This window comes from Acinetobacter legionensis (genome assembly GCF_048552295.1).
Taxonomy (GTDB): Bacteria; Pseudomonadota; Gammaproteobacteria; order Pseudomonadales; family Moraxellaceae; genus Acinetobacter.
The window spans coordinates 32,960-52,164 of the sequence record NZ_JBIMCW010000021.1; the positions used below are offsets into that span (position 1 = coordinate 32,960).

Consider the following 19,205-nt stretch of genomic DNA (forward strand, 5'->3'; position numbering starts at 1 on the left):
ACAACATTTGAATATATACAAAACACCTGTGTAAATCATTTTATTTCGGTCACGGATTTCCCCATTATGTCGCTTTTTTAAACAAATCCCCTTCTTTGTAGTCAAAAGGCAGAAATCCGCATATTTTGAGAAATTTACCAAATTCAAATACTTTAGTGACAATAGAATAAATTTATTTACATTTTGAAATATCCAAAAATAAAGCTAAATAGATAAAATTCAAAAAGTTAAGTGAAAATTCAATACATTTTCAATTCATTTTCTCATCATAAACTTTTAAAACTATCGACAAATTCAATTTCAAACAGATGAAATAAACAATAAGAATCATTATTATTCGCATACAAATTTGCACTACTCTTAGTGAGTTTAAGTATGTCTTTTATCAAATCACGCAAAAAGATTGTTACTACAGCAATCGCTTCATCTCTTTCAGTTATTGCAACGTCAGCCATCGCTCAAGACGAAATCGCAAAACTACCAACAATTAAAGCACAAGCAACGACTGAACAAGGTTTAAAAGTAGATCAGTCTGCCAATACAAAATTTGTTGCGCCACTTTTGGATACACCTAAATCTGTATCTGTTATTTCAAAACAACTGATTCAAGATACTCAAGTAACAACACTGGCAGATGCACTTCGTACAGTTCCAGGAATTACTCTTGGCGCTGGTGAAGGTGGCAACCCAAATGGTGACCGTCCATTTATTCGTGGTTATAACTCTGAAAGTTCTATGTTTGTGGATGGTGTGCGTAATTCCACTTCGCAAAACCGTGAAATGTTTGCAGTAGAACAAGTAGAAGTTATTAAAGGGTCAGCATCTTCACTTGGTGGTGTTGGTTCGGTTGGTGGTAGTGTAAACATGATTTCTAAAGTCGCTAAAAAAGGCGATGCTTTAGAGGGTTCTGTTGCGGGTGGTACAGATAACTACCAACGTATTACCCTAGATGGCAATAAAGATTTTGGTAATGGGATTGCTGCTCGTATTGCAGTAATGGGACACCAAAATGAGAAAGCGGGTCAACATGACGGCGCAGAATATAAACGTGCTGGTATTGCACCAAGTATTACTTTTGGCTTAGATACAGCGACTCGTGCAACGTTAAGTTATTACTATTTAAAGTCAGACGATACACCTGATTCGGGTGTGCCATATAATTATGATGCTTCGAAAAAAGCAACTTTTGGTAAGCCTGTAGATGTTAAACAAGGCATTTACTATGGTTTACATGATCGTGATTTTCAAAAACAAGAAAACCAAATTGGTACAATTAAATTAGAACATGATTTAACTGACAATTTAACCATTACCAATACTGCAGTGTATAACAAGTCAACGAATGATTATCTTTGGACTCAACCAGATGACTCAAAAGGTAATGTCCTAAATGATAAAGTTTGGCGTCGTATTAACTCACGTATTACTGACACAGATATTTTCACAGATCAACTTGCATTGACTGGTAAATTTAACACTGGTGCAATTAAGCATAAGTTTAATGTTGGTGCAGAATATAGTGATCAAAAATCAGATAAAGGCAGCTATACAACTACTTATCCAGGTTATACAGGTACTACAACTGGTGGTTTCAACAGCGATTGTAAAATCAATGATGCGTGGTGTACGTCTTTAACAAATCCAAATTCGAAAGAAGAATGGTTAGGTTCTGCAGTTGCCAATCGTAATACCACCACGACTACAACAAAAGTTACATCAGTTTATTTGCTTGACAATATTGAATTTAATCCACAATGGCTACTTGATCTAGGTGTTCGTTGGGACAAATTTGACACTGAGCAAGTGACGAATGCAACAGGCGCAAAACTAGAAAATAATAAAGACTTTTTTACTTACCAAGCTGGTTTGACATATAAACCTATGAAAAATGGTTCAATCTATGCAAGCTATGCAACATCAGCTAACCCAGTGGGTGTTGATGGTGGTGATGGTTCAGAAGCGATCGGACAAGCTTATATGGACTTAAAGCCAGAAGAAGCGCGTACGTATGAAGTTGGAACTAAATGGGATCTTTTCAATGATCGCATAAACTTAACAGCTGCTGTATTCCGTACAGAAAAACAAAATACTCGTATCCAATTAGATGCTGGTACCTACACCAACGGCGGTGAAAGTAAAGTTGATGGTATTGAGCTTAGTGCTACAGGTAAAATTACAGACAAATGGGATATTACGGCTGGATACTCTTATCTAGACAGTGAAATGACCAACCCTGGCCCGTCATGTAATCGTGCTGGGACATGTACATACCCTAACCCTGCGAAAGGCAAACAACTTCCTAACGTACCTAAAAACTCTGCAACACTTTGGACAACGTATCAAGTGCTTCCACAGTTAACTGTTGGTGCTGGTGCATTAGGTATGGACAAAGTCTATGGTGATGCTGCAAATACTAAGTATGTATCTGGCTATGTACGTTATGATGCAATGGCTCGTTACAACATTAACAAAAATGTTGATTTACAGCTTAATGTAAACAACCTTTCAGACAAGCGTTATTTTACTAAAGCCTATGCATCTCACTATGCAACTGAAGCTGAAGGCCGTAATGCTGTTTTATCAATTAACTTTAAATATTAATAGTTAATACTTTAAAAATTAAAGTGAAATGGCTCCTTTTCATAGGGGCCATTTTTTACCGATAATTTAGCTCGTTGTGTCTTTTATTAAAGATAAATCTCATTGTTGTTAATCCTCACTAAAAAATAATTCTATAACTTCCAATAGTTACTTTTTACCAAAAAGTAAAAATACTTTAAATTTCAGCAATATGATCAAACCCCATCAATCATATCCCCTATAGTTTTCTTTAATTATATTTAATAGATTAAACAGTTTTTCCGTATGAATAATCATTTATATTTATTGTTAATGAAAATAATTATCATTAGAATTCGCAACACTGGTTACACACCCTAACAATTTCTCCATTATTGCGACATGATGTTTCCTGAGCAGTATTGGGTAAGTTTGATACAACCTGCGATGGACGCAAAAAATGGCTCAAAAATACTCTGTAAAAAACAAAAAAGTTAAAACAGTTGCACTTGCAATTGCTTTACCCAATCTAGCTTTTGCAGCAACTGAAGACACAACAGTACAACTTCCTACTATTCAAGCTCGTGCAGAACAAAATACTGCATATTTAGCAGCAAAAACATCTTCAACTAAACGTACAGAAAACATTTTAGATACCGCTAAAACTGTTCAGGTCATCACGGAAAAAGCACTCAAAGATCAAGGCTTACTTTCACTACAACAAGCCCTTGCAACAACTCCAGGCATTAGTTTTGGTGCTGGCGAAGGTGGTGGTGGTTATGGCGATAAAATCAACCTACGGGGTTATGATGCAACCTATAACACAACTGTAGATGGCTTACGTGATGCAGCATTAACCAACCGTTCTGATTTATTCAACTATGAAGCTGTTGAAATCATCAAAGGTGCGAATTCTGTTGAAAATGGTGTAGGACAAATCAGTGGGGGTGTCAATTTAGTCTCTAAAACACCTAAGAATCGTGACAGCAATGAAGTTACTTTAGGTTTTGGTTCAGATAGCTATAAACGCTTTACCGGTGATTTTAATAAAGTTGTAGATGAAGATTTAGCATTTCGTTTAAATATAATGGGGCATCAAAACACCTATGCGGGTCGTGATGAAGAAATGAAACGTTGGGGAATTGCGCCATCGGTTACTTTTGGAATCAGCGATACGACCAAGGCAACTTTATCTTACTTATATCAAAAAGATGAAAATGATCCACAGTACGGCGTTCCTTATTATAATGGCAAACCTGTCAAAGGGATTTCAGATAAAAATAACTATGGCTATAGCAACTTAGATCAACAAGATATTGAAAATCAGGTTGTCACATTTAAAGTAGAAAGCGAGATCAGTCCCAACGCAAAACTGAACTCCATTACTCGTTATAGTGATATTCAACAAAAAGCAACTGTTTCTGCACCACAAGGAACATTTTGTTTAGCAGATGGCACATCACCAACAGCACTGACCAATACCAACCAAACTGGATATAAAAATTGTAATGTAACTTCTGGTACAACCACGATTACTGTTCCAAAGGGTTCATATTATATTTCTGGTCCACGTGGTTATTATCGTGATACCCATAATAAGCAATTTGCCAATGACACCAACATCAATGTGCAATTCAAAACTGGGGTTATCGATCATGCTCTTGTTGCTGGGGTTGGCTTTAGCCGTGAAGACTATGAGATTACCACAGCTGGCTTTTTATATAATTCAAATGGTTCATCAGCAGGCAGTTCTATTACTAACCCGCTTTACATGGATGTGTACAATCCAGATAACTTTTGGCATGGTCCAACAAATTTCCGTAAAACAGCTGTTGCTGAAGGCTACTTAAATGTTTATTCAGCGTATTTGTTTGATACTTTAAAGTTTGGTGAACAATGGTTACTTAACCTTGGTGTGCGTAATGATTATACTGACGGTCAATATCGTTCAGATACTATTTCAACAACTAATGCAGCGGTAACTCGTGGTCAAAACTATAAACAGTCTGATAATTTAATTTCCTATAATGTAGGTTTGACATTTAAACCAACACCAGCAACTAGTCTTTATTTGTCTTATGCTAATGCTCAAAAGCCGGTACAAAATACTGCAAGTGGTGGCTGTTCTCAAACTATTACCAACAATGCAATCACAGCAAATTCTTGCAGTACAGACCCAGAAAATGCAGTTGCCTATGAAGTGGGGGCAAAGTGGCAAGTAAATCCTAACTTCTTAGTGTCTGCCGCAGTATTTCGTAATGAACAAGATAAAGTCCGTGTAACCAATGATATACCTGGACAACCAGATGCCAAATTAGATGGTAAAAACTATGTACAAGGTGTTGAACTTGGTTTAGCCGGTGAAATTACGCCAAAATGGAACATCACAGCTAGTGCTGCTTATATGGAAGGAGAATACGACCAAACTAAAGTCAATGGTTCACCGAATATTGACTTCCAAAAAGGTGACAAATTGGTCAATGTTCCTAAAGTTTCAGGCAGCTTATGGACAACGTATCAATTCAATGATCAGTGGCAAGCTGGCTATGGCTTAACCTATCAAGGTGAAATGTATTTAAGTACACGTTCAGCGACGAATAATCTTGTGCCACAGGTCAAGTCTGAAGATTATGTGATTCACAATGCTTCTGTAACGTACAGCTACAACAAAGATTTAAGTTTCCAATTATTGGGGCAAAACTTAAGCGATGAGAAGTACTACACCCATATCCGTAACAATGGTTGGGCAATGCCTGGTGAGGGTCGCAAAGGCGTATTCAACATCAACTATAAGTTCTAAGATTTAATCAATCTATGTTAAAATTCAGCGTCTGATTCATCAGGCGCTGTTTCTTTTTTGGGGAAGAAAATCATGATTTTACATATTCCAAATTTACTTAGTCTGGATGAACTAAATCATTGTCGTCAGACACTTTCTCAAGCAGAGTGGACAGATGGAAAAGTAACAACAGGCTATCAATCTGCACATTTAAAAAATAATTTACAACTGGCTCAAGATTCTCAACAAGCATTAGAACTTGGACAAATCATTCAAAATGCTGCCAACGCAAATCCTTTGTTCTTTAGTGCCGCACTTCCAAAAACATTTTTACCTCCGCTGTTTAATTGTTATCAACACGGTGGAAATTTTGGGATGCATGTTGATAATGCTATCCGTCGCCATCCTCAACTCAATCAGTACTTAAGGACAGATGTGTCTTGCACTGTTTTTCTCACCAATCCCGATGAATATGATGGCGGCGAACTGGTGATCGAAGATACTTTTGGTACACAAGAAGTAAAACTTCCAGCTGGCGATGCAATTGTCTATCCTTCTACCAGTTTACATCAGGTCAACCCAGTCACTGAAGGTGCACGTATTGCCTCGTTCTTTTGGGTACAAAGCTTTGTATCATCCGATGCGCAACGACGAATTCTCTTTGACTTAGATCAAAATATTCAAAAGCTGACCATCGAGCTATCTGCTACACATGAGCAAGTGATTAGTCTTACAGGGATCTATCACAACCTTCTACGTGAATGGAGTGATTTATAAGTTTTAGCTTGCAAGTCATTATTGTAATGAAAGTGTTTTGTATAAATTTGGACAATCAATAAATGAGTAAAAAAATCCAAGCACCACTCACTCAAATTCCAGCATATTTACAGACCATTGCGGATTACGAGAAACAAGCAGAACAGCATCTGCCTGAAAACACTTGGCACTATTTGCAAGGTGGGGCGATGGATGAGCAAAGTGTTCAAGAAAACTTACAACAATTTAAAAATATTCAACTGATTCCAAGACTGCTCAATGACTTAACTCAAGGCTCGACCGAATGTGAGATTTTAGGACAAAATTTTTCTCATCCAATTTTTCTTGCACCGATTGGACATCAACAATTGTTCCACCCTGACGGCGAAGCTGCGGCTGCACTAGCGGCCGAAGTTTTAGGAAGTAATATTGTACTGAGCACTTTCACCAATACCGATATGCGAAGTTTAAAACAAGAAAACCCTTTGAAATGGTTTCAATTGTATTGGCAAGGTGATCGTGAGAAATCATTGGCCTTAGTTCGACTCGCAGAACAACAAAATTTTAAAGCGCTTGTGATTACAGTAGATTCACCGCATACAGGGATTCGTGATCGTGAACGTCGGGTGAATTTCCAATTGCCAGAAGGCATGCAACACCCCCATACCCCCACCCACATTCCTCTACCCGAAATTTCTGAGCATCAACATCCAGTATTCAATGGCTTAATGCAAATTGCACCCAAATGGGCAGATATCGAATTTATAATTGCCCATAGCCATTTGCCTGTAATTTTAAAAGGTGTGCTACATCCACTCGATGCAAAAAAAGCAGTCGAAATCGGAGTAAAAGGCTTAATCGTTTCCAATCATGGTGGGCGGGTACTCAATACGAGTATTTCCCCACTGATCGCCTTAGCAAAAATTAAGGCCGTTGTTCCTCATGATTTTCCTTTGCTTTTGGATGGTGGAATCCGTCGTGGTACAGATATATTTAAAGCATTGGCATTAGGCGCATCTGCGGTGCTGATTGGCCGTCCTGCGATCTACGGGCTCTCTGTTGCTGGTGCTTTAGGTGTCGCCCATGTGATTAAACTTTTAAAGGAAGAATTTGAAATTACCATGGCATTAATGGGAACAGCTACCGTAAAAGAAATCAATCAAGAATATATTTTTCAAGATTAAGACATTCAAAGAAAATTTTTCTCTCAACTGATATTTTTTATGCAAATTAAGGAAATTATTTCCAAGATAATTGTTTTAGAATTAATCTCAAGTTAAACCATTTGTAAGTTATCAGTGTTTAGATTTATCTCGTGCTACCCACGTATAAGTTTATGAAAATTTATAAGTGTTTTCATCATAAAAACACTTGTAAATTGAACAGATAGACACAATCTATATTTGTAGTAAGTTGCCTTTACCCAAGAGACGAGCAACAACAACTACACAAGGAGTTCCCTCATGATGTTGGCTGATCCAAGTAAAAAATATCGTCGCATGTACCAACGTGTAGACTTGCCTGACCGTCAATGGCCAAATAACGAAATCAATAAAGCGCCAATTTGGATGAGTACCGACCTTCGTGATGGTAACCAAGCGATTTTCGAACCAATGAACATCGAACAAAAATTCAAAATGTTTGAAATGTTGGTCAAAATTGGCTTTAAACATATTGAAATTGGCTTTCCTTCAGCTTCACAAATTGATTTTGATTTCACCCGTAAGTTGATTGAAGAAGGTCATATTCCAGATGACGTTTATATCGAAGTCTTGGTGCAAGCCCGTGATCATTTAATTGCACGCACCTTTGAAGCCTTACAAGGTGCGAAACGCGCCATTGTGCATATCTATAACTCAAACTCACCCACTTTCCGTAAAAAAGTATTGAATGTTGATGTCAATGGTGCAAAGCAATTGGCAATGAATGCGGCAAGCAAAGTAAAAGAATATGCAACCAAACAGCCTGAAACTGAATTTATTTTCCAGTACAGCCCAGAATGTTTTACAGCAACAGAATTAGAGGTTGCTAAAGATATTTGTGATGCTGTGACTGAAATTTGGGAAGCATCGCCTGACAATAAAGTTATTTTAAATTTACCTGCAACTGTTGAGGTTTCAGGTCCGCATGTCTATGCCGACCAAATCGAATGGATGCATCGTAATTTGAAACGTCGTGATGGTGTGATTATTTCAGTGCATTGTCACAATGACCGTGGTTGTGGTATTGCAGCATCTGAGTTAGCGATCATGGCTGGTGCTGATCGTGTTGAAGGTTGTGTATTTGGGAATGGTGAACGTACTGGCAACGTTGACGTGGCTGCAATTGCATTAAACATGTACACACAAGGTGTGGCATGTGAGTTAGATTTCTCAAACATTAACGAGATTATTGCCACAATAGAAGAATGTACTGGTTTGCCTGTACATCCGCGTCATCCATATGCAGGTGATTTAGTCTTTACTGCATTCTCGGGTTCTCACCAAGATGCAATTAAAAAAGGCTTTGAGTTCCAAAAAGATGAAGAAATTTGGGATATGCCTTACTTACCAATCGACCCTAAAGATTTAGGTCGTGATTATGATGCGGTGATTCGTGTCAACTCACAGTCGGGTAAAGGCGGTATTGCTTACTTGCTAGAATCTAACTATAACGTGGTTTTACCTCGTCGCTTACAGATTGAATTCTCACAAATTGTTCAGCAAGTTGCAGATGAAGAAGGCGTTGAAGTTTCAGCTCAACAAATTTGGACCTTGTTTAAAGATACCTACGTTGCTGCAAAAGATGCACATTATTCAGCAAAAAACTATAGATTGTCAGATGAAAATGGTAGTCAAGTGATTGAACTTGATGTGGTCATCAATGGTGAAACTCAGCACTTACGTGGTGAAGGGAATGGTCCAATTTCTGCGATTTTAAATGCGCTTCAATTACCAATTGATGTCTTAAACTACGAAGAACGCAGTATCAGTTCAGGCGCACATGCAAAAGCGTTGGCATTGATCGAACTTCAAGTCCAAGGCACAGGTAAATCTGCATTCGGCGCTGGTGTACATGATAATATCGTCACCTCTTCAATTGAAGCAATCATTGCCGCAACCAATCGTTTGATTGACCAAGGTGTTTTAAGTACTGAACAAGTCATCGCAGCTGCTGTATAAGCCATATCAATTAAAAGACTTTAGAAAGGATGCCCCCTAGTGGTATCCTTTCTTTCATTCATGGATATTAGCAAGTGACTTTCTCGAATAGCTTTATGCCTCTCAAAGATAAAAAATACGTGGAAATTTCATCCATGATTGTTTGAGATCAGACAGCTGTGAATGAGTAGCGAGTAAGTTCCGTAGTGATTCATAAGATCGTTCTGTTGCAAAGCTTTGCATTTCATTTTCCAAAATGGAAAATAAGTTAAAGCCAGTGAAGTGAAGACATTCCATTTCGACTCACTATCGCTCTAGACATCATCACTCATTCTGAAAGTGAACTTTAATGATAAAACACTATTGTGAAAACCATGGAATATCATTAATTTATTAGCTATATAGATGTCTTAGATATCTCTAATATTCGTAATTTATCGACCTTCTAAAACTTTAAGGTGAACATTTCCAGTGTCTTTTCCAGCTGATTCAGTGGGGCTCGTTACTCCACAAAAGTTTGAATTTGAAGAACCGTTAGAGCTTGAGTGTGGTCGAGTATTGCCACGCTATGAAATCATGGTGGAAACCTATGGTGAGCTCAATGCAGATAAATCAAATGGAATTTTGATTTGCCATGCACTTTCAGGACATCATCATGCGGCTGGCTATCACCACGAAGACGATAAAAAAACAGGCTGGTGGGATGCATGTATTGGGCCAGGTAAAGCCATTGATACTTCGAAGTTTTTCGTGGTCGCACTCAACAATATTGGAGGTTGTAGTGGCTCAACGGGACCCACTTCACCTAACCCTGAAAATGAAAATCGCCCATACGGTCCCGACTTTCCATTAGTGACTGTACGTGATTGGGTTAAAACCCAAGCCCTCCTCTCTGACCGCTTAGGGATAGATGTTTGGTATTCAATCATTGGTGGTTCTTTAGGTGGCATGCAGGCTTTACAATGGTCTGTGGACTATCCAGATCGTTTACAAAAATGTGTCATCATTGCCAGCGCACCAAAGCTTTCCGCACAAAATATTGCATTTAACGAAGTGGCACGTCAGTCTATTTTGTCTGATCCAGATTTTCACAATGGCCGTTATTTAGAACTCGATAGTTATCCAAAACGTGGCTTAATTTTGGCACGTATGGTGGGTCATATTACCTATCTTTCTGAAGAAGCCATGAAACAAAAATTTGGTCGTGATTTAAAATCAGGCAAGTTTATGTATGGTTTCGATGTTGAGTTCCAAGTTGAAAGCTATCTGCGTTATCAAGGCGAACAATTCAGTCGAAACTTTGATGCCAATACTTATCTGATCATGACCAAAGCCTTGGATTATTTCGATCCATCACGTGAATATGAACAGTCACTCACTAAAGCCCTATCAAATACCAAATGTCGCTTTTTAGTAGTGTCATTTACAACAGACTGGCGTTTTAGCCCAGAACGCTCGCAAGAGATTGTCAACGCCTTGATTACCAATCAAAAACCTGTGAGTTATTTGGATATCGATGCTGAGCAGGGCCATGACTCATTCCTATTCCCTATCCCCTTGTACGTCAAATCCTTACGTGCATTTTTAGGTGGTATTGAACACCTTAATTCAACACCTAAGGAGGCTTTGTAATGCGTATTGACCAACAGCTTGCAGAAAAATGGATCAATGCTGGTGCGAGTGTGCTCGATTTAGGTTGTGGTGATGGCGAATTATTGTCACAAATGAGCAAAAAACAGCAAATTCACGCTTATGGGCTAGAAATCGATCAAGAAAAGATTGCAATTGCCGTCAGCAAAGGGTTAAATATTATACAACAAGACTTAAACCTCGGTTTGGGACGCTTTGCCGACCAGTCTTTTGACTATGTGGTTATGGCACAAGCTTTGCAAGCTGTAGATGCACCTGATGTGCTTCTGCGCGATATGGTGCGTGTGGGGAAACAAGCAATTATTACGTTTCCTAACTTTGCGTATTGGAAAACACGGTCTTTCCTTGCACTGAAAGGCAAGATGCCTGTTTCTGATGCCTTACCGTATATGTGGTACAATACACCTAATATCCACTTATGCACCTTTCGTGATTTTGAAGCATTATGTGCTGAAAATCAGATTCAAATTATTGATCGACTCGCTGTAAATGGGAACCAACAAGGTAGCTTTTTAAGTAAAGCCATACCGAATTTGTTCGGCGAAGTCGCTATTTATCGAGTGAGCGCTCTATGAAGAAATTATTATTAGGCAGTACGTTATTTTTTGGGCTAGTGAGTATTCAAGCCCATGCGGACTATGTACCGCAGCAACAACAATCTGTATCAGCAATGGCAGCACAATATGCACATATGAATGTGACAGATTTGCAAAAAGCAGCCAAAGCTGGTCAACCTGCTGCACAATTTTATTTAGCAACACATTTCCAGACTGGTACTGGCGGTGTATCTAAAGACCTTAAACAAGCATTTACATGGTTTAAAGCTGCGGCTGACCAAGGTATTTCTGCGGCTCAGTTGAATGTTGGTCGTATGTATGCTGATGGTTTAGGCGTTTCTAAAAGCGAAACATCTGCGCGTCAATACTTTGAAAAAGCAGCAAGCCACGGCGATAACCGTGCAAGCTTTAATCTTGCGGTGATGGAAGAGCAAAAGAAAAACTACATGGGCGCTTATCAGTGGTATGAGCTTTCTACACGTGATGGTATGTTAGACAATAAAGTGATTAACATGTCGCAAACCAAAAAAACTGCTTTGGCTGCTAACTTAACTCAAGACCAAATTCGTACTGCAACACAACGTGCAGATCAATGGATTCAAGCTCAATAATTTGATTTTCATCGATCATAAAAGCACCTTCGGGTGCTTTTTTTACTGCTATCCATTTAAGTATTTCAACTGGGATTGTTGACAATGCAAGACCTATTCAAACAATTAATTCAATATGAATGCGGGTTGCATCATCGTGATCGTCAAAACTTTCAAATACTTGATCAACGGTTACATCCAGATTTTAAAGAAATTACCAAATCAGGGTGGGTTGTGCATAAAGCCCAAATGATTGAAGCACTTTTAAACGATACAGATACCGACATCATTCAAGCACAGGATTTTCAAGTTCAGTCGTTATCTGATCATAGCGTTTTACTGACCTATCAAAGCCATCAAATCAATGTGGCAACTCAAGCTCAATACAATGTGGCTTTACGCAGTTCAATTTGGGTTATGAATGATCACGGTATATGGCAAATGATTTTCCACCAAGGCACCACTTGTGCATTTGAGAAGTAAATCGAGTTCTTCTATGTATGGAAAAATATGCAAAAGAAAAAATATTATGCTTCACGCAAACAAATAATTCCTTTGGCGATTTTTGCTGGAATTTTGGCCTGCCCCTTTTGGGCTGCGACCGTGCTTTTAATCTTGGAAATATTTGAATGGAAGAATGGCTTAAAAAGTCTCTTTTCGCTATTTCTTGTTACGCCATTGGGTCTCATTGCTTATTTTTTCAGTAATAAAGCTATTCAGATATTTAGCAATCAACGTCCTATTTTAACCCTCTCCCAAGACATGATTAGAAGCATTGATTTTAAAGGTAGAGTGATCATTAAAAAATACATTAAAATACCAGAGATCTATGAAGTTGAGCTCAAAAAAACCTTACTTGATCGACAATACTATTTACTTTTTATCATGAAAGATAACAGCAAACAGAAACTCAATGTTGGACTAGGTTTTATGAAAAATGAGGATGTTCTCGATTTAAAACAACAGTTAGACAAACGCATTAGCGCAAAAGCAAAACATATCCAGTAAAGCGTAAAGGACGAGAGAATTTAGCCGCATTTTATGACACAGATTAAGTTAAAATAACTCAATTTTAAATTTTGAGTCTGCATCATGTCATCAAAAGATTGGTTATCACAAGGAACACTGGTACTCGCAAGCAATAACAAAGGCAAAATTGCTGAATTTGAAAAATTGTTTGCTGAATTGGCTTTACCCGTTGAAGTGATTCCTCAAGGTCAACTGAATATCGAAGACGCGATTGAAGATGGCTTAAGCTTTATTGAAAATGCAATTATCAAAGCACGTCATGCGAGCCGTATTTCAGGTAAACCTGCGATTGCTGATGATTCTGGGATTTGCGTTCCCGTATTAGGTGGAGCACCTGGAATTTACTCTGCACGTTATGCAGGTGAACATGGCGATGATGTAGCCAATAATACAAAATTGCTGGAAAACCTTAAGCCTTTACGCCAAGACGATCAAGCGATTGAAGCAATGTTCGTGTGTGTATTGGCATTGGTTGAACATGCAGATGACCCTTTACCACAAATTTTCCAAGGGATCTGGCAAGGTGAAGTACTAGAGCAAGCTCGAGGTGAAAATGGCTTCGGTTATGACCCACTGTTCTGGTTACCCGAGCTAAATATTTCAAGCGCAGAAATGAGTAAAGCAGAAAAGAACAAAATTAGCCATCGTGGTCAGGCGATGCAATTGTTTAAAGCAAGCTTGAAATAAGCAGTTAAAACCAGCCGTTTAAAATCATACGATTTTGTTAGATTCCTCCTCGCCTTTGAGCAAAGGAGGAATATGATGCATATCGCTAAAACTTATCTAAAACGAAGCAAAATAAACCAATCAACCGATAAAACTATAAAAAATGAATCAACACACCATATAGGATGCATACCACACAACTGACTATCGTTCCCGAAGCAATATATTTTGCTGAAACCCCAGTGCCTTGATAGTGGGTTTCCAATGCGACAATATTGGCAGCTGGCGGTAAACAAAACAGTAAAAACATCACCCCAATATATTGATGGATCTGTGGAACTGGTAAAAAGAAATAAGCCAGACTGCACAATACAACACCACAAACTAACTTTAATATTGCAAGCTTAGTACTGGACAGTAAATCCTCGATATGGACTTTAGTTTTTCTTAACCACATCCCCAATACACACATCCCGGTAAAACTCATACTCCATTTAGCCAGAGTATAAATCCAATTAATCCAATCATTTGCCTGAAACTGTTGCACATCAAAACAACGTAAAAGCCCGGCAATGATCAAGGCAATCACAGGTGGCGATTGCAGTACTTTTTTGATAAGCAATTGTTTGGATTGCGGGGCTGAACTTACCGAAGTCACCGCCCAAGAGTTTCCAAAAATTGAAACCCCGATATAGAGCGGTATCATCAGCATACTATTGTCTGGGCCAAATATAGCCAAAGCAATCGGAAAGCCGAGCCATGCCATATTGGTATAGCTAAAACACAATGAAGCTAAACGATCTTTAGACAGCGTGAGATAAATAAAGAAAAGCGTAAAACATGAGAAAAAAGCAAATAAGATTAAAGCAATACTACCCGATTTATAAAATACCATATTGTAAATAATCACAATCGGGATAAATAAGCGAGCCAGTAGCAAAGACATGAATGATTTTAAGTTTACTGAAAATTTGCTATTTGCCAGTATCAGCCCACAGATAAATGATAAAACTGGAAATAACAAAGCCACAATACAACACCTTATTCTCAAATCATGAACATACTAGCATTTTCCAAATACAGATGATGTTTAACATATCAAAATAATTTATAAATATTGTCTGTCTTTAAATTGAAATATTAGTGTCACTTTTTTGTCATGGATAACTGTTGTTATAGCTGTTATTAAATAGGAGTTAAAACTATGGCTGGATTATCGATTTGGCATGTACTTATTTTTGCAATTGTTGTGATTCTACTATTTGGTACATCAAAGCTGAAAAACTTAGGTAAAGATGTTGGTGGTGCCGTCAAAGATTTTAAGAAATCAATTAAAGAAGAAGAGGCAACAACTGCTTCACTGACTGAAACGCGTACCCTAGAACATCAAACAAGCAATACTGATGTGAACTCTACAGTAAAACACTAATCGGTGAGGCGTAGATCATGTTAGATGTTGGATTTTCAGAACTGTTAGTGTTTGGGATCATTGCTCTGTTGGTATTGGGACCAGATAAACTTCCTGAAGCTGCGCGTTTTGCTGCCAAATGGTATAGCAAATTTAAACGTGCAATTAGTAGTGTCCAAAATGACATCGACCGTGAATTACGTCTTTCTGAATTTAGAGAACAAATGCAACAAGAGATGCAAAAAATTCAAGAACTTGAACAAAAAATGCAGGCTCAGATGCAGGAGTTACAGCAACAAAAAATTGCTGTAGAACAAGAAAGTCATCTCGCAATAACAGACAATAATAAAATTCACACGACTTATCATAAACTTGATATTACGGTTCCCGCTATTTATATGTCAAAGACTTGGTTAGATAAACAAAACTGTACTGTAACTCGACCACAAATTGTTCTTGTTAAAGAAGTACCGCAATTGAAGGTGGCTGTATGAGCGACTCATTAGCACCACAAGTACATGATGCCTCATCTACCGAGACGCCGCCTTTAGATGCGATGCCGATTACTCAACACCTGATGGTGTTACGTAAGCATTTATTTAAAATTGTTGGCGCGCTCATCGCTATATTTTTTTGTTTATTGCCATTTGCCAATAAGACCTATATTGCGTTATCAGAACCACTCAGAAAACAATTACCTGCAACCTCAACCATGATTGCAACTGATGTTACAGCAACCTTCATGGCGCCGTTTAAGTTAAACTTCTTTATTGCGCTGATGTTGGCGATGCCCTTTATCATCTATCAACTTTGGGCGTTTATTAAACCTGCATTATACGAAAAAGAAAAAAATCTAGCATTTCCATTGTTGTTTGGCAGTATTGTGCTGTTTTATTCAGGGATCGCTTTTGCTTACTTTATTGCATTGCCATCCATCCTGCATTTCTTTATCAGTGTTTCACCAGAAACCGTCGCGCCAATGACTGACATCAATAGTTATTTAAGCTTCTGTCTAAAATTATTTTTGGTCTTTGGTGTGACCTTTGAAATCCCAATTATTACTTTAGTTTTAATTTTAGTTGGCTTCGTCACCACTAAAACATTGGCTGAAAAGCGTCGCTTTATCGTGGTGGGATGTTTCTTCGTGTCTATGTTTATTACCCCACCAGATGCAATTTCAATGATCATGCTCGCAATTCCAATGTGGATGCTATTTGAGCTGGGTTTATTGCTGGGTAAAGTGATTGAAAAACGTAAAACTGTAGATGCTTAACTATCAAAATAAAAAACTTTTTAATATTTAAATGACTTCTTTTGAGGTCATTTTTATTTTAAGATTGTTAAATTCTTTTTTAGAAACAATTATTAAAACAAGTCTATTGCTTAATCTTCTGCCCTTTTATTCAAATACATTAGATCTATTTCACAAGTCGAAAAATGATCATGTTGAGTGAATTATATTGCGATCGAAAGTTCCTTCTCCCCTCGTGAGACGGATAGGATGAGAGCGATTTTATGCTGATCTATGCTTTTGATAAGCGTTTATAAAAGAAGCCTATTATTAAGAGCTCTTTGTTAAAAATCTCTATTTTTTAAAACAATTGAAAGTTAATCCAGTTTATTCAATTCACTAAGCAGATATCATGCTTAATCAGTCATAACCTACATTCTTATAGAAATTGAACAGCACAGTAATTATCTAAATATAAATATGACAATCCTATTACTTTCTTAAAATAAGATTAAATTTAACCAATATTAAATATAAGAGTAAGAGATCTTACACATTTGTTCTGTATGTTTTTAAGCTGAATCAAAATCACATTTAATCAAGACTTAAAGCCAAAGGGAATCGTATGACAGACCTCACGCCATATCATGAAAATCAAGAGTTAGATAACAATACTTCGAATAACACGCATTTCCGTGACATTTTAGAACAACGGATTTCTCGTCGTAGTTTAATTACAAAAACAGCAAGCGGTGCAGCTGCTCTCGCTTTAGCATCGAGCCTAGTTGGTTGTAATGATGACGATGACAATAATTCAACACCCACCACGACAATTAAAAAACCTGAAAAATTCACCTTTAACCCTGTTGCAAAAAACCTCAATGACATCGTCACTGTTCCTGCGGGTTATGAAGCAAATGTGCTTTATGCTTTAGGTGATCCATTAATGCAGACGATCCCTGACTGGGATGATAACAATGTTCCTTCAGGGGTCAGCTTTACAGCACGTTCAGGTGACTGTCATGATGGTATGAGCTATTTTGGCTTAAATTCCAATAGCTCTAAATATGATGCTAAAGCGTCAAACCGTGGCTTACTGGTCATGAATCATGAATACATTAATCAAACCTTCTTACATCCTAAAGGTGCAACAAAAGTAAATGGTCGTCGCCCAGAAGATGAAGTGATTCGTGAAGTCAATGCGCATGGTGTTTCCGTCATTGAATTAAAGAAAGATGCAACTACACAAAAAGTAGAGATTGTTAAAAGTTCTCCATTTAATCGCCGTATTACAGCGTCAACGGTCATGGACTTTGCAGGCACAGTTGCAGGTTCAGACTTGGTGAAAACCAAATACTCAAGCTCAGCAAAGCAAACACGCGGCACACATAATAACTGTGGTAATGGTTATACCCCTTGGGGAACTTACCTCACCACAGAAGAAAACTTTATTGGATACTTTGTGCGTAATAAAGGTGATGATGCAAAACGTAGTGCGGCTGAGATCATCGCACTGAATCGCTATGGTTTAAAAGATGGTGCCAGCTCACGTTATGGCTGGGAAACCGCGATTGGGGCAATCGAAAGCCAAGATTTATATGACCGCTGGAACTCTTCAATTACTGCTGACTCCGCAGACAAAGATTATCGAAACGGCGCAAATACCTTTGGTTGGATTGTTGAAATCGATCCGTTCGATAGTCGTTCAAACCCCGTTAAACGAACATCTTTAGGTCGCTTTGCGCATGAAGACTGTCGCTCAAGCCGTTTAATCGAAGGGGAAAATCTAGCCTTCTATATGGGCGATGACTCACGTGGCGAATATATCTACAAATTTGTATCTGATGCGAAGTGGGATGCAAAAGATGTAAATGGTGGCTATCGCGCTGGCGATAAATATATGAACAGTGGCAAGCTATATGTTGCGCAGTTCAATAATGATGGTACAGGTAAATGGATTGAATTGGCGTATGGTAAAAACGGTTTAAATGATAGCAATACCGTCTATCCTTTCAAGTCTCAAGCCGATGTCACTACTTTTGCACGTTTAGCCGGTGATTCAGTCAAAGCCACTAAAATGGATCGTCCAGAATGGGTTGCGGTGAACCCAGAGAATGGTGAAGTCTATGTCACACTAACCAATAACTCGAACCGTGGTACAGCACATGCATTAGATGCCGCAAATCCACGAAACTATAGCGACCCAGAAGGTGGTAAAGGCAATGTAAATGGTCACATTATCCGTTTCCATGAAAAAGATAATAAAACTACAGCTGAAAGCTTTACTTGGGACATCTACCTCTTTGGTGCTGAAGCAAAAATGGCCAGTAACATCAACTTGTCTGGGTTAAATGATAATAATGATTTATCTTCACCAGATGGTATGTGGTTCGACCCACGTGGTGTACTTTGGATTCAAACGGATGATGGTGCTTATACAGATACCACCAACTGTATGATGCTTGCTGCACTCCCTGGTAAAGTCGGTGATGGCGCAAAAGCAATAACATCTGCTGGGCAAGAAACGATCGTGGGTAAACAAGTCACTGATGAAAACCTGCGTCGCTTCCTAACAGGTCCAAAACAATGTGAAATCACGGGTGTCACCATGACACCCGACTACAAAGCCATTTTTATCAATGTTCAACATCCAGGTGAAGGCTCACCTAGCTTTGATAAGCCTTCAAGTAACTGGCCTGCATCACAAAAAGATCCAAGCAACAAGACTGCTCGCCCACGTTCTGCAACGGTCGTCATTACTCGTAAAGATGGCGGTGTAATTGCTGGCTAATCAACTAAATTTATTTTTTTAAAGCCATAGTGACGAAAGTTGCTATGGC

The 19,205-nt window shown here is 38.3% G+C and carries 16 protein-coding genes; 15 read left to right on the forward strand and 1 reads right to left on the reverse strand.

The features are described 5' to 3' along the window. Positions 1-375 precede the first annotated feature (375 nt). The 11 genes from ACG916_RS15625 to rdgB all read left to right on the forward strand — a co-directional run bounded on the left by ACG916_RS15625 (position 376) and on the right by rdgB (position 13,747). Positions 376-2,601, forward strand: a complete 2,226-nt coding sequence (locus tag ACG916_RS15625) for a TonB-dependent receptor (RefSeq protein WP_419328733.1) — start codon at positions 376-378, stop codon at positions 2,599-2,601. A 418-nt stretch (positions 2,602-3,019) separates the two neighbouring features. Continuing rightward, positions 3,020-5,359, forward strand: a complete 2,340-nt coding sequence (locus tag ACG916_RS15630) for a TonB-dependent receptor (protein WP_419328731.1) — start codon at positions 3,020-3,022, stop codon at positions 5,357-5,359. A gap of 72 nt (positions 5,360-5,431) precedes the next feature. Further along, positions 5,432-6,115 (forward strand): Fe2+-dependent dioxygenase, encoded by a 684-nt coding sequence (locus ACG916_RS15635; protein ID WP_004726525.1) that lies wholly within the window; start codon positions 5,432-5,434, stop codon positions 6,113-6,115. A 62-nt stretch (positions 6,116-6,177) separates the two neighbouring features. Next, positions 6,178-7,278 (forward strand): alpha-hydroxy acid oxidase, encoded by a 1,101-nt coding sequence (locus ACG916_RS15640; RefSeq protein ID WP_419328729.1) that lies wholly within the window; start codon positions 6,178-6,180, stop codon positions 7,276-7,278. Between the two features lie 279 nt (positions 7,279-7,557). Then, entirely contained in the window at positions 7,558-9,255 is a 1,698-nt protein-coding gene (gene leuA / locus ACG916_RS15645) for a 2-isopropylmalate synthase (protein WP_336954557.1), read from the forward strand. A gap of 450 nt (positions 9,256-9,705) precedes the next feature. Beyond that, the gene (metX, locus tag ACG916_RS15650) at positions 9,706-10,866 is read left to right on the forward strand and encodes a homoserine O-succinyltransferase MetX (protein WP_004726519.1); all 1,161 of its coding nucleotides are present in this window, start codon (positions 9,706-9,708) and stop codon (positions 10,864-10,866) included. Next, positions 10,866-11,459, forward strand: coding sequence for a methionine biosynthesis protein MetW (gene metW / locus ACG916_RS15655; protein ID WP_004726517.1), 594 nt, complete (start codon positions 10,866-10,868; stop codon positions 11,457-11,459). The genes metX and metW overlap by 1 nt, the downstream gene beginning before the upstream one ends. Further along, positions 11,456-12,052, forward strand: coding sequence for a tetratricopeptide repeat protein (locus ACG916_RS15660; protein WP_419328725.1), 597 nt, complete (start codon positions 11,456-11,458; stop codon positions 12,050-12,052). The genes metW and ACG916_RS15660 overlap by 4 nt, the downstream gene beginning before the upstream one ends. Before the next feature lie 84 nt (positions 12,053-12,136). Beyond that, a complete protein-coding gene (locus tag ACG916_RS15665; RefSeq protein ID WP_105713372.1) occupies positions 12,137-12,514 on the forward strand; it encodes a nuclear transport factor 2 family protein in 378 nt (125 codons plus the stop codon). Between the two features lie 27 nt (positions 12,515-12,541). Beyond that, positions 12,542-13,039 carry a hypothetical protein gene (locus tag ACG916_RS15670; RefSeq protein WP_419328723.1) on the forward strand — a complete coding sequence of 166 codons (498 nt, stop codon included), beginning with the start codon at positions 12,542-12,544 and terminating at the stop codon, positions 13,037-13,039. Between the two features lie 84 nt (positions 13,040-13,123). Continuing rightward, positions 13,124-13,747, forward strand: coding sequence for an RdgB/HAM1 family non-canonical purine NTP pyrophosphatase (rdgB, locus tag ACG916_RS15675; protein WP_419328721.1), 624 nt, complete (start codon positions 13,124-13,126; stop codon positions 13,745-13,747). Between the two features lie 133 nt (positions 13,748-13,880). Here rdgB and ACG916_RS15680 read toward each other — a convergent pair whose 3' ends face one another. Beyond that, the gene (locus tag ACG916_RS15680; RefSeq protein ID WP_419328719.1) at positions 13,881-14,756 is read right to left on the reverse strand and encodes an AEC family transporter; all 876 of its coding nucleotides are present in this window, start codon (positions 14,754-14,756) and stop codon (positions 13,881-13,883) included. A 174-nt stretch (positions 14,757-14,930) separates the two neighbouring features. On the opposite strand from ACG916_RS15680, the gene tatA reads away from it, so the two are divergent. The 4 genes from tatA (at position 14,931) to ACG916_RS15700 (ending at position 19,156) form a co-directional block, all read left to right on the forward strand. Beyond that, entirely contained in the window at positions 14,931-15,155 is a 225-nt protein-coding gene (tatA, locus tag ACG916_RS15685; protein ID WP_004726505.1) for a Sec-independent protein translocase subunit TatA, read from the forward strand. A 17-nt stretch (positions 15,156-15,172) separates the two neighbouring features. Beyond that, on the forward strand, positions 15,173-15,628 hold the full coding sequence (gene tatB / locus ACG916_RS15690; protein WP_336954551.1) for a Sec-independent protein translocase protein TatB: 456 nt from the start codon (positions 15,173-15,175) through the stop codon (positions 15,626-15,628). Beyond that, positions 15,625-16,407, forward strand: coding sequence for a twin-arginine translocase subunit TatC (tatC, locus tag ACG916_RS15695; protein WP_056514073.1), 783 nt, complete (start codon positions 15,625-15,627; stop codon positions 16,405-16,407). Before tatB ends, tatC begins: the two co-directional genes overlap by 4 nt. Positions 16,408-16,990: 583 nt before the next feature. After that, complete coding sequence (locus tag ACG916_RS15700; protein WP_419328717.1) at positions 16,991-19,156, forward strand: PhoX family protein; 2,166 nt, start codon at positions 16,991-16,993, stop codon at positions 19,154-19,156. Positions 19,157-19,205: the final 49 nt, after the last annotated feature.